Below are 14,357 nucleotides of genomic sequence, written 5' to 3'. Positions count from 1 at the left end.
GAGTTTTCTGCGCGGGTAGCGGGCGGGTCGTGATCGTCGCGGTCATCCCGGCGGACACCCACGTCGGTCGGGCGATAAGGTCGTCCCTACGATGAGGGGCCACCCCCGCGCTTCCCACCACGGCCTGACGGCGACATGGTGACGGCGACGCCTCCACCGACGACGAGACGACTGACGAAGGACCTGAAGTGAATATCCGCTCCCTCACCAGAGGCGACGGCGTCGTGATCGGAGCAGCGGTATTGCTGTTCATCGCGTCGTTCCTCGACACGTTCGACGGCTCCGGCGACGACATCCCCAATGCCTGGGACAACCTCGGCTTGGTGATGAGCATGTACGTCGGCGGCATCATCGGTGCGGTGCTGATCGTCATCGCCCGTGCGCTGCCGCAGCCGCCCAAGGTCGTCGGTCTCGACCTCGGCCAGCTCGGGGTGGCCCTGACGATCTTCGCCGCGTGGACCTCGTTCTGGTCGATCATCGACCCGCTGGGAGCGATGGAGGAGTTCTTCGGCAGCTTCGGCGGCTCGGAGCCCGAGTCCGGCGCCGGTCTCATCCTCGGTCTGATCGCCGCGCTGCTCCTGGCCGCCGCCGCCGTCGCCACCCCCCTCGTCCCCGCCCTCAAGGCCGCTCTCGTCGGTGCGCCGCGTCCGGCCGCCCCGCAGCCGTACGGCGCCCAGCCGCCCGGTGGTTACGGGTACCCGGGCGCCGGTGCGCCGGGTCCCTTCGGTGGCGGTCAGCCGCAGCCCGGGCAGCCCGGTCCGGGGGCGCCGTTCGGTGGCGCTCCGCAGCAGCAGGCTGCGGCGCCGCCGCCGGCCAGCGACTTCTCGCCGTTCTGGTTCGCGGTGCCGGTGGCCCGTCCGCTGTTCGCGGAGGACGGTTCGCAGTCGACGATCGCCGAACTGGCGCCGGGCACCTGGTACCTGGCGGTGGAGCAGCGCGGCGCCAACCTGGTCGCCCAGACGCAGGACGGCCGTCGTGGTGTCCTCCAGGACACCAGCGGCATCCAGCGCGGCTGACCCGGCACGAACAACGTCGCCGTACGACGGCCTGACGGCCCCTCGCCCTTCCGGGCGGGGGGCCGTTGCCGTACAGTCGCCTCCCGCCCCGTACAGCTGACGCACCGTCAGGAGGCAGGCGTATGCGGCTCGGTCTGGCACTCGGCTACTGGGGGCGCGGCCCCTCGGCGGACCATGTCCCGCTCGCCCAGGAGGCGGAGCGGCTCGGGTACGACTCGGTGTGGACCGCCGAGTCGTGGGGCTCGGACGCCTTCACACCGCTCACCTGGATCGCGGCGCGGACGTCCAGGATCAAGCTGGGCACGGCCGTCGCGCAGATGGCCGCCCGGTCGCCGACCACCACGGCGATGCACGCCCTGACCCTGGACCATCTCTCCGGCGGCCGGGCCATGCTGGGGCTCGGGCTCTCCGGCCCGCAGGTCGTCGAGGGCTGGTACGGGCGGCCGTTCCCGAGATCGCCGCTCACCGCGACCAGGGAGTACGTCGACGTCGTACGCCAAGTGCTCAGGCGGGAGGGACCTGTTGAACTCGACGGGCGTTATCACCCCCTCCCCTACGACGGGCCGGACGGTACCGGCATCGGCAAGGCGCTGAAGCCCATCACCCACCCGCTGCGGGCCCATCTCCCCGTCCTGCTCGGCGCGGAGGGGCCGAAGAACATCGCGCAGACGGCCCGGATCGCGGACGGCTGGCTGCCGCTGTACTGGTCGCCGTCGCGGACCGAGGTCTACGAGGCCTCGCTGACCGACGCACCCGAGGGTTTCCTCATCGCGCCCATGGCACGGGCGAGGGTCTGCGACGATGTCGCCGAGGGGCTGCTGCCGGTGAAGGCCATGCTCGGCTTCTACATCGGCGGGATGGGCCACGCCCGGCGCAACTTCCACGCCGACCTCATGGCCCGCATGGGGTACGAGGAGGAGGCCCGGCGCATCCAGCGGCTCTTCCTCGACGGGCGGCGCGAGGAGGCCGTGCTCGCCGTGCCGGACGCGTTCGCGGACGAGATCTCGCTGGTCGGGCCGCGCGAACGGATCGCGGAACGGCTGGAGGCGTGGCGCAAGGGGCCGGTGACGGACCTGCTGGTGCTGGCCCCCGATCCGCACACGCTGCGGGTGCTGGCGGAGCTCAACTCCTAGGAGGTCGGGGGGCGTCGAGGGGGCTCGTGGCAGCGGGCGAGGTTTGGCCGGGGGCCGACGGGCAACCCGTCAGGCATGTCTCGATATAGCGGTTCCAATCAGGCGGGCCGGATCATCGCGATCGTCGCCGATGTCATGGCGTTCATCCTCGGCCTGTGGATCCTGATGTACCTGCTGGGCGCGAACGGCGCGAACGACTTCGTGCAGTTCGTCCATGACGCGGCCCGCTGGCTCGCCGGCTGGTCGCACGACCTGTTCACGTTCGACGAGCAGTGGGCCAGGGTGGTGGCCGGTTATGGCCTGGCGGCCGTCGTCTACCTGTTCGTGGGGCATGCGATCGCCAACCGGATGCACCGCCATTGAGCGTGTGCGGGTCCGGTGGGGGCTGGTCGCGCAGTTCCCCGCGCCCCTGAAAAGCCGGGGCTGCGCCCCGTGCTTTTCAGGCCCGCAGGGCCGTGGTCTTTCAGGCCCGCAGGGCCTGGTCTTTTTAGGGGCGCGGGGAACTGCGCGAGAAGCCCCACGCACCCGCACCCGACGACGCGCCCCTCACTTCAGCAGCACTCCGCGTCCAGCCCGGAGGGCAACCGCTCCCCTCCGAACACCGCGCACGTCGCCTCGTCGCCCCCCAGCGCGGCCACGGCCAGCAGCAGCGAACCCGCGGTCCAGGAGGTGAGTTCCTCGGGCCAGACCGCCCGGTCCTCGAAGACGTACCCCGTCCAGTACAGGCCGGAGTCGGGGTCGCGGAGGTGCTGGATGGACTGGAGTATCTCCAGGGCGCGGTCGGACTCGCCCATCGCCCAGAGCGCCAGGGCGAGTTCGGCCGACTCGCCACCGGTCACCCAGGGGTTGGGGACCACACAGCGGACACCGAAGCCGGGAACGACGAAGCGGTCCCACCCTTCCTCGATGCGGGACTTGGCCTCGGCGCCGGCGAGCGCGCCGCCGAGCACCGGGTAGTACCAGTCCATCGAGTAGCGGTCCTTGTCCAGGAACCGCTCGGGGTGCCGGCGTATCGCGTGCCGGAGGGCACCCACCGCCAACTCCCAGTCGGGCTGCGGCTCCTCGCGCTGCTCGGCGATCGCGAGGGCGCAGCGCAGCGCGTGGTGGATGGACGAACTCCCCGTCAGCAGGGCGTCGTTCACCGGTGTGCCGTCGTCCTCGCGCTTCCAGCCGATCTGCCCGCCGGGCTGCTGGAGCCGCAGGACGCACTCGATCGCCGCGTAGACGGCGGGCCACATGCGGTCGAGGAAGGTGTCGTCGCCGGTGGCCAGGTAGTGGTGCCAGACGCCGACGGCGATGTAGGCGACGAAGTTGGTCTCGCGGCCCCGGTCGGTGACGTCGTGGGCGTCGCCGTCGGCGTACGCGGCGTACCAGGAGCCGTCCTCGTTCTGGTGCCGGCGCAGCCACTCGTAGGCGCGCTCGGCGGCCTCGTGCTCACCGGCGGCGTCCAGGGCCATGGCCGCCTCGGTGTGGTCCCACGGGTCGAGGTGGTGTCCGCGGAACCACGGGATGGCGCCGTCCGGGCGCTGCACCGCGAGGACGCCCCGCACGGTGGCGGCGGCCTCCTCCGCGGTGAGGACCCCGGGCAGGACCAGGTGTTCTGTCCGGGGAGTGGTCACTTGGTGTCCGCCCCGGCCTCGGTCCCGGCTTCCCCGGTGATCCGGGGAAGGTGCGGCTTGGTCGCGTACGCCACGAAGCTCTTGCCGATCAGCGGGTTCAGCGCCTCCTCGGCGACCCGCGTGGCCAGGGGTTTCTTCATGATGTCCCAGACCAGCAGCTTGTGGTACGCCCGCACGGGCAGCGCCTTGTCGTTGTCGACGCCGAACGCGCACTTCAGCCACCAGTAGGGCGAGTGCAGGGCGTGGGCGTGGTGGGTGCCGTACGGCTTGAGGCCCGCCTCGCGGATCTTGGCCAGCAGTTCGTCCGCCTTGTAGATGCGGATGTGGCCGCCCTCGACCTCGTGGTACGCGTCCGAGAGCGCCCAGCAGACCTTCTCGGGGCCGTAGCGCGGCACGGTGACGGCTATGCGGCCGCCGGGCTTCAGCACCCGGACCATCTCGGCGAGGACGCCCTTGTCGTCGGGGATGTGCTCCATCACCTCGGAGATGATGACGACGTCGAAGGACTCGTCGGGGAAGGGCAGCGCGAGGGCGTCGCCCTCCATCGCGGTGGCGGTGGCGCCCTCGGGGGCCTCGCCCGCCTCCTTCATCGCCGCGAACCACTTGGCGACCTCGCGGATCTCCTCGGCGTTCTGGTCCAGGGCCACGACCTGGGCGCCTCGCCGGTAGCACTCGAAGGCGTGCCGGCCCGCTCCACAGCCGAGATCCAGGACCCGGTCCCCCGGGGCGAGCGGGAACCGGGAGAAGTCGACGGTCAGCACGTGGCCCTGCTTTCGCGGTTGGCGCTTTCGCGGTGTGTGTCTGCTGCTTCTTCGACGGTCTCGGCGGTCTCGGCCGCGCCGGCGGTCTCGACGGTCCTGCCCGCGTCGACGGTCGTGCGGGCGATCGCCTCGCGGTAGTGGGCGACCGTGCCCTCGGCGGCCTTGGCCCAGGTGAACCGCCGCAGTACGCGCTCGCGCCCCGCGCGGCCGAGCCGCTGCCGCAGGCCGGGGTCGCCGAGGAGGCGGCCGAGCGCGGTGGCCAGGGCGCCGGGGTCGCCCGGGGGCACCGCGAGGCAGGTCTCGCCGTCGGGTCCGGCGACCTCCGGTATGGCCCCGCCGGTGGTGGCGACCAGTGGTGTACCGGTGGCCATGGCCTCGGCGGCGGGCAGCGAGAACCCCTCGTACAGCGAGGGCACGCAGGCGACCTCGGCCGAGCGGACCAGATCGACGAGTTCGGCGTCGGAGATGCCCTTGACGAAGTCGACGGCGCCTTCGAGGCCGTACCGTTCGATCGCCTGGGCGACCGGGCCCTCGGTGGGCCGCTTGCCGACCACGACCAGATGGGCGGCGGTGTGCTCGGTGCGCACCTTGGCGAGCGCCTCCACGAGGAAGACGAGCCCCTTCAGCGGCACGTCGGCGCTGGAGGTGGTGACGATCCGGCCGGGCACCTGCGGCACTTCGGGATTCGGCGAGAAGAGGTCGGTGTCCGCGCCGATGTGCACGACGTGCATGCGGTCGTCGCGCACGCCGAGGTGGTCGACGATCTCCTGGCGGGAGGTGCCGGAGACGGTGAGCACGGACGGCAGCCGTCGCGCGACCCGCTTCTGCATACGGGTGAACGCGTACCAGCGGCGCACCGACATCCGGCGCTGCCAGCCCTCGGCCGCGTCCAGCTCCAACTGCCGGTCGACGGTGATGGGGTGGTGGATGGTGGTGACGAGCGGGGCGCCCACGTCCCCCAGCAGTCCGTACCCGAGGGTCTGGTTGTCGTGGACGACGTCGAACTCGCCGCGCCGGGCGCGCAGATGGCGGCGGGCGCGGAGCGAGAAGGTCAGTGGCTCGGGGAAACCGCCGGTCCACATCGTCGCCACTTCGAGGGCGTCGATCCAGTCGCGGTACTCGTCCCGCTTCGGGGTGCGGAAGGGGTCGGGCTGGCGGTAGAGGTCGAGGCTGGGCAGCTCGGTGAGGGAGATCCGGCCCGGTCCGTCGGCGGGGACGGCGTCCTCGTCGAGCACGGGGTAGGGCTGGGAGCCGATCACCTCGACGCGGTGGCCGAGCCGGGCCAGCTCGCGCGAGAGGTGCCGTACGTAGACGCCCTGGCCCCCGCAGAACGGGTTCCCTTTATAGGTGAGGAGCGCGATGTCGAGCGGTCGCCCGCCGTCGGCGGCAAGGTCACGTCCGGACCCCGCCCGACTGGCCTCAGCGGTCACTCCTGGCCCCCTTCTCACTGCGATTTCCCGTGAGATTACGACGAGACGGTAATCTAGAACAAGTTTCAGAGTTGATCGTTCAAGAGGCTCTGAATCTACCGGCTGGTAGAACCGCTGTGAGAGATGGATCAGGTGATTCACGCCACGGCACACGCCCTGGCATGCTCTGTGATCGCATATCCTCACCGACCGTCACGACTGTCACGGAACGAGAACCATGCCTGCGGAAGCCAAGGTGGAGACCAAGCTGGAGGCGAAGGTGGATGCCGGCACCGCGCGACCGGATTCGCCGCCCCTCACCGAGCGCCAGGAGGCCCGTCGGCGCCGCATCCTGCACACGAGCGCCCAGTTGGCCAGCCGGGGGGGCTTCGACGCCGTGCAGATGCGCGAGGTCGCGGAGTCCTCACAGGTCGCCCTGGGGACCCTCTACCGCTACTTCCCTTCCAAGATCCACCTGCTGGTCGCCACCATGCAGGACCAGCTGGAGCACATGCACGGCACGCTCCGCAAGAAGCCCCCGACCGGCGAGACGGCCGCCGAGCGCGTCGCCGAGACCCTGATGCGCGCCTTCCGGGCCCTGCAGCGCGAGCCCCACCTCGCCGACGCGATGGTGCGCGCCCTCACCTTCGCCGACCGCAGCGTCAGCCCCGAGGTCGACCAGGTCTCCCACCAGACCACCGCGATCATCCTCGACGCCATGGGGCTGGACGACCCGACCGCCGAGCAGCTCTCCGCCGTCCGCGTCATCGAGCACACCTGGCACTCGGCCCTGATCACCTGGCTCTCCGGCCGCGCGTCCATCGCCCAGGTGAAGATCGACATCGAGACGGTGTGCCGCCTGATCGACCTGACGGCGCCGGGCACGAAGCCGTAGAGCCGGAACCGGCGGCGGGCACACGAAAAGACCTACGAGACGGGTTCCCTGCGCCGGTATTACCCGGATCAGGTGCTGGGGTCGCCTTCCGGCCCTGTCCTGCTGCCTTCCGGCCTCTCAGCCCGACCGTCGACGTCGGCACCGGCGGATCTGCTACCTCTCGCCCATGTCGGCTACTCCGGTCGGCTCCCTCACTCGTCTCGTAGGCTGATTTCCACGATAGAACGCTCATACGGGAATGCAACCCCTCATATGGGATTTTTTACCCGGCAGAGCATGATCTTCGGCCCACCCCTAGCCCATGGTCTCCAGCCCGCTCCAGCTCCGCCCGATCGCCTTCTCGCCCGCCCAGCGGTCCAGCAGCCGTCGGGCGTCCTCCTCCGGGGCCGCGAGGCGGAAACGCTGGGCGCCGGTGCGGGTCGGCGCGGGCTCCTTGTGGAGCGTGCCCTCGCTGCAGCAGGCGCAGTGCACGGTGAGGCTGTCGGCGGTCTCCGCGCCGAAGTCGTGCTCGCCGAAGAGCGCGGCCAGCGCCTCCAGGTCGCCGCTCTCGCCGACCGCGACCGTCACTTCGAGGGTGGGTAGGTCGGACGCCTCGAAGAGCAGCAGCTCGTCGAAGACGGGGAAGGTCGAGCCGTCGACGACGCGTTCACCGTTGGGCTCGCCGTCGTGCAGGACGATCTCGCCGTAGCGGCGGCCGCCCGTCACGGGGACGTTCACCACGCGGCCGCGCGTCGGACACAGCCGCTCGATCCACACCACCTCGTGCCGGCCGTCGGTGTCCAGGCGCACACAGGCGTGACCGAAGCGGCCCTCGATCTCGCCCTCGCCGTCCGGCATCCGGATGCCGAAACCGGCCCAGGCGTCGCGCGCGACCGCCCAGTCGCGGCGGATCGTCGCCGCGATGCCGAGGTTCCAGAACGCGGGGTCACCCTCGCCGCGCGGCGCGCGGGCGGCGGCCTGGACGCCCAGCTCGAACGCCTTGTCCCAGTGGCGCAGGAACTTGTGGCCGAGCGCGGCGTCGTACCACCACGCCGCGCTCGGCTTCTCGTCCGGAAAATGGGCGAGCACCTGTTCGTAGAGGTCGGCGGCGCGCTGCCACTCCTCGGCGTCCCAGGCCGCGTACGCCTGCTCGATCAGCTCCTTGGCCTCGGACTTTCGCACTTCTTCCCGCCCCGCGTGTGTGTTCGCTCGTGTGCCGACCGCAGAGCGTAGGCCCCTACTCCTCGGGCGGGAACACCGGCTCCCCGCTCCCGAGCAGGGCGATGGAGATCGCCTCCACCGGGCAGCCCTCCGCCGCCTTCAGGACGCGTTCGTGGGCGTCGGCCTCCGGTTCGGTGGGGTGGGACTGCATGGCGGAGTCGAGGCGAAAGGAGTCCGGGGCGAGGTGGACGCACTGGGCCGAGCCGATGCAGAGGGACCGGTCGACCTCCACGTGCCAGCGGTCGCCCATCACCCGACGCCCGTGCCCGCCGTGACGCCGGCGGGCGGCTCGTAGCCGGGCGGCAGGTGGATCATCTTGTGCTCCAGGTACTCGCCGTAGCCCTCGGGACCGAACTCGCGCCCCAGGCCGGAGTTCTTGTAGCCGCCGAAGGGGCCGAGCATGTCGAGGCTGAAGGTGTTGACGGAGTAGGTGCCGGTGCGGACCTGCCGGGCGATGTCGATGCCGCGTTCGTCGTCGGCGGTCCAGACGCTGCCGCTGAGCCCGTAGTCGGAGTCGTTGGCGATACGGACGGCCTCGGTCTCGTCGCCGTAGGGCAGGAGGCAGATGACGGGGCCGAAGATCTCCTCCCGGGCGATGCGCATGGAGTTGTCGACGTCACCGAAGAGGGTCGGTTCGACGTACCAGCCGCGCTCCAGGTCCGCCGGACGGCCGCCGCCGGTGAGGATCTTGGCGCCCTCCTCCTGGCCGATGCGGATGTAGTCGAGGCTGCGGCGCTGCTGGCGGGCGGCGACGAGCGGGCCGAGTTCGGTGGCCGGGTCCAGGGGGTCGCCGACCTTCAGCGCGGAGGCGTAGGCGGCGAAGGCCTCGGCGAACTCGTCGTAGCGGGCGCGCGGGACGAGGATGCGGGTCTGGGCCACGCACGCCTGGCCGTTGATCATCCAGGCGAAGGGGGCGATGCCGTTCACGGCGGTCTGCGCGTCGGCGTCGGGGAGGATCACGGCCGCCGACTTGCCGCCCAGTTCCAGGGTGACGCGGGTGAGATTGCGGGCGGCGACCTCCATGACGCGTTTGCCGGCGGCGACCGAGCCGGTGAAGGAGACCTTGTCGACGCCCGGGTGCCCGACCAGGTACTCGCTGACCTCCCGGTCGGCGGGAAGGATGGAGAGCACCCCTTCGGGCAGGCCTGCCTCGGCGGCGATCTCCGCCAACAGGTAGGCGTCCAGGGGGGTTTCGGGGGAGACCTTCAGGATCGCCGGGCAGCCGGCGAGCAGGGCGGGGGCGAGTTTGGCGGCGGCGGTGAACTGCGGCACGTTCCAGGGGACGACCGCCGCGACCACCCCGACCGGCTCGCGCCGGACCATGATCTGGCCGAGCACACCGCCGCGCCGCTCCTCGTAGGTGAAGTCGCGGGCCGTGGTGATCGCCGCGTCCCACGCCATCATCGACGCGAGGGCCTGCACCATCACGCTGGAGGTGAACGGGGTGCCGTTCTCGGAGCTGATGATCCGGGCGAACTCCTCGTGGCGCACGGCGAAGGCGTCCTTGATCCGGGTGACGACCTCGATCCGCTCGTCGAGGGTCGTACGGGGCCAGGGGCCGTGGTCGAAGGCCTGGCGCGCGGCGGCCACGGCGCGGTCGACGTCCGCGCGCGAGGCGTGCGGGACACGGCCGATGACCTCCTCCGTGTGCGGCGAGACCACCTCGATGACGTCCGTGCCCAGGGGGTCGGTCAGCTCCCCGCCGATGAACAGCTGTCCGTGTTCCACGAGTTCGGTCATGGCCGTTGCCTCCCGGAGCCACTTCTCTGACATACCGTCAGTTTCGAATAGGGAACTGATACCAGTTCCAGGAGAAGGAGTCCATGTCGCGGGCGGGCCGGTGCGGACACCGGTGCGTTCACGCGCCCATCCCCGGTGGAACTCGTTCTAGTTATAGTGGGCCCATGACACAGGTGACCGATCACGGCGGAGGCGTACGGTCCATCGAGGTCCCCATCCCGGACAACCCGCTCGGCCACACCCTCGTGTACGTCGTCGACACCGACCGCGGACCCGTCCTCGTCGACACCGGCTGGGACGACCCGGCCTCCTGGGACACGCTCGCGGCGGGCCTGAGCGCGTGCGGCACATCGGTCGCGGAGATCCACGGGGTCGTGATCACGCACCACCACCCCGACCACCACGGCCTCTCGGGGGCGGTGCGCGAGGCGTCCGGGGCGTGGATCGCAATGCACGCGGCGGACACGGCGATCGTCCGGCGCACGCGCGGGACCGGCCCGGAGCGCTGGTACTCCTACATGACGGACAAGCTCACGGCGGCCGGCGCGCCCGAGGAGCACCTCGCGCCCCTGCGGGCCCCGCGCCGCCCGCGCGCGCTGCCCGGGTTCTCCCCCGCGCTCCCCGACCGCGAGATCGTGCCCGGCGAACTCCTCGACCTCCCAGGCCGCCGCGTCCGCGCGATCTGGACGCCGGGCCACACACCCGGACACGTCTGCCTCCACCTGGAGGAGGCGCACCCCGCCCAACTCCCGGGCCAGGGACGCCTGTTCTCCGGCGATCACCTCCTGCCCGAGATCAGCCCGCACATCGGCCTCTACGAGGACCCGGACGACGACACCGTCACCGACCCCCTCGGCGACTACCTCGACTCGCTGGAACGCGTCGGCCGCCTGGGCGCCGCCGAGATCCTGCCCGCCCATCAGTACGCGTTCACCGACGCGGCCGCGCGCGTACGGGAGTTGCTGGCCCATCACGAGTCCCGGCTCTCCGACCTGCTCGCCCTGCTCTCCGCCCCCCTCACCGCGTGGCAGCTCGCCGAACGCATGGAGTGGAACCGCCCCTGGCCCCAGATCCCCTTCGGCTCGCGCAACATCGCGGTCTCCGAGGCGGAGGCCCATGTGCGACGGCTGGTGAAGCTGGGCAGGGCGGAGGCGGTGACGGGGACGGATCCGGTGCGGTACGTGGCGGTGTGAGGGGGGTTTACGGAGGCCCGCGCCGACTCGGCTCGCTCGGGCGGCCGTACCCTCGGGCGGCCGTTCCCCTCAGGCGGCCGTTCCCCTCGAGCGACCGTTCCCCTCAGGCTGCCGGACCCGGACCCGCGATGCGGCGGATCAACTCCTCGGCCGGTCCCAGGAGTTCGACCTCGCGCGCCGACATCGTCGGGTTCGCCGCACGGCGTCGCCTCGCCTCGGCCAGCCCGTCCTCCGTCAGGGTGGAAGGGCCGTCGGGCCGGTGGGCGAGGAGGGAGACGAGCGTGGCGTGCGCCAGGTGGGCGCGTGCATCGGTCTCGTCGACGGCCACCTGCGCGAGGATCGTCGCCGAGACACCCCAGTCGAGGCCGGGCGGCCCCTCCTCGGCGTTGCTCCAGTCGATGACCTGCGGGCCGTGCGGTGTGAGGACGACATTCTCGGGATGCAGGTCCAGATGGAGGACGCGGAAGGCGGGACGGGCCCGGGGCGGGACGGCGTGCAGGGTGTGCAGGAGGCGGGCCAGGGTGGCTCCGGCCGCCGCCGGGTCGATCAGGCCGGCCGCGAAGGCCTCCAGCATGGTCGGGCCGGTCAGGCGCTCCAGCACCATCTCCGTACGCGTCGCCGAGCGTACGCGCGGGACGGGATAACCATGGCTCCGCACGTACTCCATGACCTCGGCCTCGGCCGCCGCGTCACCCCATCCGTCCCGGTATCGCCGCAGCACCCAGGCTCCGTCGCGTCCGGTATGTCTGTCGGCTCCGTCACGGTCGACGGGGCGGGCGGAGGCGGCGGCCTCGGTGCCCGCCGCGAGGCCGCCGGGACCGTGCGGCCCGGACTCGCCCTCGTCGGCGTGGAGTTCGTACACGTCGGCCGTGCGGCCCGCGCCCAGCAGTCTCCCCGTACGCATGGCCCGAACCTATCGCGGCCCACGAACCGACCTCGGGATCCTTGCTACCGGCAGGTAGAGTGACCGCGTCGTCATCACACCCGTACAGGGGGAAGCCGGTGCAAATCCGGCGCTGACCCGCAACCGTGAGCCGCCCCGGCAGGGTGGCAAGTCGGACTGCCCTGGAGGGAATCGTGACCGGCTCGCGTCACCGGCGGCCCGCCGGTGCACGGCACCGTCGAGGAATACGGAGCCGAGCCGCCCGGCGCTCCGCCGTGCCGCCCGGCTCCCCGTCAGGGAGAGGCAGCCGCCGATCATGAATGTCCGCCGCAGCGCCGCGGTCGTCGCGGTACTGGTAGCCACAGCCGGGCTCGGCACCGGCACCGGCACCGGTTTCGCGCCGGCCGCCTTCGCCGCCGACACGGCGTCCGAGGCGTCCACCGCTCCCTCCGCCTCGCCCTCCCAGGCGATCCCCACCGGTCTGTACGGATACACCGACCCCACGTACGACGGCGTATGGCGGCAGTCCCTCGCCCTGCTCGCCCTGGACACCGTGGGTGAGAAGCCCGGTGCCGGGGCCGTGGAGTGGCTGGTCGGGCAGCAGTGCGCGAGCGGGGCGTTCGCGGCGTACCGCGCCGACGCGACCGCGCGGTGCGACGCCGAGACGGCCGTCGACACCAACAGCACGGCCGCCGCGATACAGGCACTCGCCGCGGTCGGCGGGCAGGACGCCGAGGCCGGCCGGGCGGTGCGGTGGCTGAAGGACAACCAGAACGAGGACGGCGGCTGGGGCTACACCCCGGGCGGGCCCAGCGACGCGAACTCGACGTCCGTCGTGATCGGCGCGCTGGCCGCCGCCGGTGACGCCCCCGAGAAGCAGAAGAAGGACGGCAACTCCCCCTACGACGCCCTCCGCGCCCTCGCCCTCCCCTGCGGCGACGGGGAGAAGGACGGCAAGAACGGCGCCGAGGACGGCGGCAGGAGTGGTGTGAAGGACGGCGGCGCCTTCGCCTACCAGCCCGACAAGAAGGGCGGTCTCGCCGCGAACGCCGACGCCACGGCCGCCGCGGTGCTCGGCATCCTGGGCGAGGGGTTCGTGGTCGAAGCGGGCAGCGGCGAGGGGAAGGACAAGAGCAAGGGCACGGGCACGGACAAGGGGGCGTTCGGCGCCTGCGTCCCGGGGGACTCCCCGGAGGAGCTCGCGCACAACGGGGCCGTCCACCTGGCCGGTGCCCTCACCGCCGACGGCTATCTGAAGTCCTCCCTCGCGGGTGCGGAGGACCAGCCCGACCACGGCACCACCGCCGACGCGGTCGTGGCGCTCGCCGCCGCCGGGGACCTGGCCGCCACCGAGAAGCCGCTGGCCTGGCTGCGGAAGAACTACGGGGTGTGGGCGGCCAAGGCGGGGCCCGCCGCGTACGCCCAGCTCGTGCTCGCGGCACACGCCTCCGGTGGCGACCCGCATGACTTCGGCGGAGCCGATCTCGTCGCCCAGCTGAAGGAGACCGGTCCGGCCGGTGAGGGGAGCGACTACTCCTCGGTGCCGTACGACGACACGACCGCCGGGGACGAGGCCGGCGACGGCCTCGGGGCGGGCGCCTGGTGGGCGATCGGACTCGGGCTGGTCGTGGTCGCCGCCACCGCCGGGTTCGTGCTGGTGAGGGCCGCCCGGAAGCGGCCGCAGGCGTGACCGGGCGTCGCAGGGGAGCCGCACGGGGGTCGGCTGCCCTGACGCCGGGCGGCGCGCTGTCGTCGGTGCTCGTCTCGCTCGGCGCTCTGCTGCTCCTGCTGGGGAGTTCGGGGCCCGCCCACGCCGCCGCGTACCGGTACTGGTCCTTCTGGGAGCGGGACGGTTCCGCCTGGGCGTACGCCACGCAGGGGCCGTCGACCACGCGGCCGGTGGACGGCGAGGTCCAGGGCTTCCGGTTCGCCGTGAGCCGGGACTCCTCGGACGCGGTCCGGCCGCGTGGCGCCGCCGACTTCGCCTCGATCTGCGGGGACACGGCCGCGCGGGGCGGGGAGAAGCGGGTCGCGCTGGTCATCGACTTCGGCACGGCCGCCGACGCGCCGGAGGGCGAGACACCCCCGAAGGCGCGTACGGCCTGTGCGCGGGTTCCGGACGACGCGACCACGGCCGAGGCGCTGGCGTCCGTCGCCAAGCCCCTCCGGTACGACACGAACGCGCTGCTCTGCGCGATCGGGGGATATCCGGTGCGGGGCTGCGGGGACACGGTCGACTCCGGTGCCGACACCGACGACGACACCCACACCGGCTCCAGAGCCGACTCCGGTGCCGAGTCCGAGTCCACGTCAGCGTCCGAGTCCAGCTCCGACGGTCGTGCCGATGACCCGAGTTCGTCGGCCGGCGGTGCCGCCCAGGAGGGTGAGGGGCCGTCCGTCGGGCTGTTCGTGGGCGTGGGAGCGGTCGCCGTGCTGGGAGGCGCGGCGATGTGGCGGGCGCGGCGGCGTCGGGGATAGGGCGGCGCGGTGCGAGGGTTCACAGGACGC

Annotated in this window: 14 protein-coding genes; 7 read left to right on the top strand and 7 right to left on the bottom strand. The window is 72.1% G+C overall.

Going from position 1 to position 14,357, the window contains the following annotated elements:
- Positions 1 to 188 precede the first annotated feature (188 nt).
- From ACZ9QC_RS30040 to ACZ9QC_RS30030, 3 genes are all read left to right on the top strand, one after another.
- Positions 189 to 1,016: a hypothetical protein gene (locus ACZ9QC_RS30040; protein WP_472915970.1), complete on the top strand. Its 828-nt coding sequence runs from the start codon at positions 189 to 191 to the stop codon at positions 1,014 to 1,016.
- 122 nt (positions 1,017 to 1,138) lie between these two features.
- Complete coding sequence (locus ACZ9QC_RS30035; protein WP_472915969.1) at positions 1,139 to 2,149, top strand: LLM class F420-dependent oxidoreductase; 1,011 nt, start codon at positions 1,139 to 1,141, stop codon at positions 2,147 to 2,149.
- Positions 2,150 to 2,224: 75 nt separating this feature from the next.
- A complete protein-coding gene (locus ACZ9QC_RS30030) occupies positions 2,225 to 2,512 on the top strand; it encodes a hypothetical protein (RefSeq protein ID WP_215455131.1) in 288 nt (95 codons plus the stop codon).
- A gap of 188 nt (positions 2,513 to 2,700) precedes the next feature.
- On the opposite strand, the gene ACZ9QC_RS30025 is transcribed toward ACZ9QC_RS30030, so the two are convergent.
- Genes ACZ9QC_RS30025 through ACZ9QC_RS30015 form a run of 3 tightly spaced genes read right to left on the bottom strand, consistent with a single transcriptional unit; the run spans position 2,701 to position 5,959 of the window.
- On the bottom strand, positions 2,701 to 3,768 hold the full coding sequence (locus tag ACZ9QC_RS30025; protein ID WP_472915968.1) for a prenyltransferase/squalene oxidase repeat-containing protein: 1,068 nt from the start codon (positions 3,766 to 3,768) through the stop codon (positions 2,701 to 2,703).
- Positions 3,765 to 4,529 (bottom strand): class I SAM-dependent methyltransferase, encoded by a 765-nt coding sequence (locus ACZ9QC_RS30020; RefSeq protein ID WP_472915967.1) that lies wholly within the window; start codon positions 4,527 to 4,529, stop codon positions 3,765 to 3,767. Before ACZ9QC_RS30020 ends, ACZ9QC_RS30025 begins: the two co-directional genes overlap by 4 nt.
- Complete coding sequence (locus ACZ9QC_RS30015; protein WP_472915966.1) at positions 4,523 to 5,959, bottom strand: glycosyltransferase family 4 protein; 1,437 nt, start codon at positions 5,957 to 5,959, stop codon at positions 4,523 to 4,525. Before ACZ9QC_RS30015 ends, ACZ9QC_RS30020 begins: the two co-directional genes overlap by 7 nt.
- Before the next feature lie 217 nt (positions 5,960 to 6,176).
- On the opposite strand from ACZ9QC_RS30015, the gene ACZ9QC_RS30010 reads away from it, so the two are divergent.
- The gene (locus ACZ9QC_RS30010; RefSeq protein ID WP_472915965.1) at positions 6,177 to 6,833 is read left to right on the top strand and encodes a TetR family transcriptional regulator; all 657 of its coding nucleotides are present in this window, start codon (positions 6,177 to 6,179) and stop codon (positions 6,831 to 6,833) included.
- A 294-nt stretch (positions 6,834 to 7,127) separates the two neighbouring features.
- Here the strand turns inward: ACZ9QC_RS30010 and ACZ9QC_RS30005 are convergent, their stop codons facing one another.
- Genes ACZ9QC_RS30005 through ACZ9QC_RS29995 form a run of 3 tightly spaced genes read right to left on the bottom strand, consistent with a single transcriptional unit; the run spans position 7,128 to position 9,773 of the window.
- Positions 7,128 to 7,994, bottom strand: coding sequence for a tetratricopeptide repeat protein (locus ACZ9QC_RS30005; protein ID WP_472915964.1), 867 nt, complete (start codon positions 7,992 to 7,994; stop codon positions 7,128 to 7,130).
- Positions 7,995 to 8,049: 55 nt separating this feature from the next.
- A complete protein-coding gene (locus ACZ9QC_RS30000; RefSeq protein WP_472915963.1) occupies positions 8,050 to 8,283 on the bottom strand; it encodes a ferredoxin in 234 nt (77 codons plus the stop codon).
- The gene (locus ACZ9QC_RS29995) at positions 8,283 to 9,773 is read right to left on the bottom strand and encodes an aldehyde dehydrogenase (protein ID WP_472915962.1); all 1,491 of its coding nucleotides are present in this window, start codon (positions 9,771 to 9,773) and stop codon (positions 8,283 to 8,285) included. Before ACZ9QC_RS29995 ends, ACZ9QC_RS30000 begins: the two co-directional genes overlap by 1 nt.
- Positions 9,774 to 9,937: 164 nt before the next feature.
- On the opposite strand from ACZ9QC_RS29995, the gene ACZ9QC_RS29990 reads away from it, so the two are divergent.
- Positions 9,938 to 10,966, top strand: a complete 1,029-nt coding sequence (locus ACZ9QC_RS29990; protein WP_472915961.1) for an MBL fold metallo-hydrolase — start codon at positions 9,938 to 9,940, stop codon at positions 10,964 to 10,966.
- A gap of 103 nt (positions 10,967 to 11,069) precedes the next feature.
- Here ACZ9QC_RS29990 and ACZ9QC_RS29985 read toward each other — a convergent pair whose 3' ends face one another.
- Positions 11,070 to 11,870 (bottom strand): phosphotransferase, encoded by an 801-nt coding sequence (locus ACZ9QC_RS29985; RefSeq protein WP_472915960.1) that lies wholly within the window; start codon positions 11,868 to 11,870, stop codon positions 11,070 to 11,072.
- A 295-nt stretch (positions 11,871 to 12,165) separates the two neighbouring features.
- On the opposite strand from ACZ9QC_RS29985, the gene ACZ9QC_RS29980 reads away from it, so the two are divergent.
- Positions 12,166 to 13,539, top strand: a complete 1,374-nt coding sequence (locus tag ACZ9QC_RS29980) for a prenyltransferase/squalene oxidase repeat-containing protein (protein ID WP_472915959.1) — start codon at positions 12,166 to 12,168, stop codon at positions 13,537 to 13,539.
- Positions 13,536 to 14,327: an SCO2322 family protein gene (locus ACZ9QC_RS29975; RefSeq protein WP_472915958.1), complete on the top strand. Its 792-nt coding sequence runs from the start codon at positions 13,536 to 13,538 to the stop codon at positions 14,325 to 14,327. The genes ACZ9QC_RS29980 and ACZ9QC_RS29975 overlap by 4 nt, the downstream gene beginning before the upstream one ends.
- Positions 14,328 to 14,357 lie beyond the last annotated feature (30 nt).

This window comes from Streptomyces sp. HUAS MS02 (assembly GCF_055702265.1).
This window is presented reverse-complemented; position numbering and strand designations above follow the sequence as displayed.

Excerpts from the sequence above, each read along its gene's own strand:
- ACZ9QC_RS29990 (WP_472915961.1), top strand. The coding sequence starts at position 9,938 with ATGACACAGGTGACCGATCACGGCGGAGGCGTACGGTCCATCGAGGTC.
- ACZ9QC_RS30000 (WP_472915963.1), bottom strand. The coding sequence starts at position 8,283 with ATGGGCGACCGCTGGCACGTGGAGGTCGACCGGTCCCTCTGCATCGGC.
- ACZ9QC_RS30030 (WP_215455131.1), top strand. The coding sequence starts at position 2,225 with ATGTCTCGATATAGCGGTTCCAATCAGGCGGGCCGGATCATCGCGATC.
- ACZ9QC_RS30035 (WP_472915969.1), top strand. The coding sequence starts at position 1,139 with ATGCGGCTCGGTCTGGCACTCGGCTACTGGGGGCGCGGCCCCTCGGCG.
- ACZ9QC_RS29980 (WP_472915959.1), top strand. The coding sequence starts at position 12,166 with ATGAATGTCCGCCGCAGCGCCGCGGTCGTCGCGGTACTGGTAGCCACA.
- ACZ9QC_RS29995 (WP_472915962.1), bottom strand. The coding sequence starts at position 9,773 with ATGACCGAACTCGTGGAACACGGACAGCTGTTCATCGGCGGGGAGCTG.
- ACZ9QC_RS29985 (WP_472915960.1), bottom strand. The coding sequence starts at position 11,870 with ATGCGTACGGGGAGACTGCTGGGCGCGGGCCGCACGGCCGACGTGTAC.
- ACZ9QC_RS30010 (WP_472915965.1), top strand. The coding sequence starts at position 6,177 with ATGCCTGCGGAAGCCAAGGTGGAGACCAAGCTGGAGGCGAAGGTGGAT.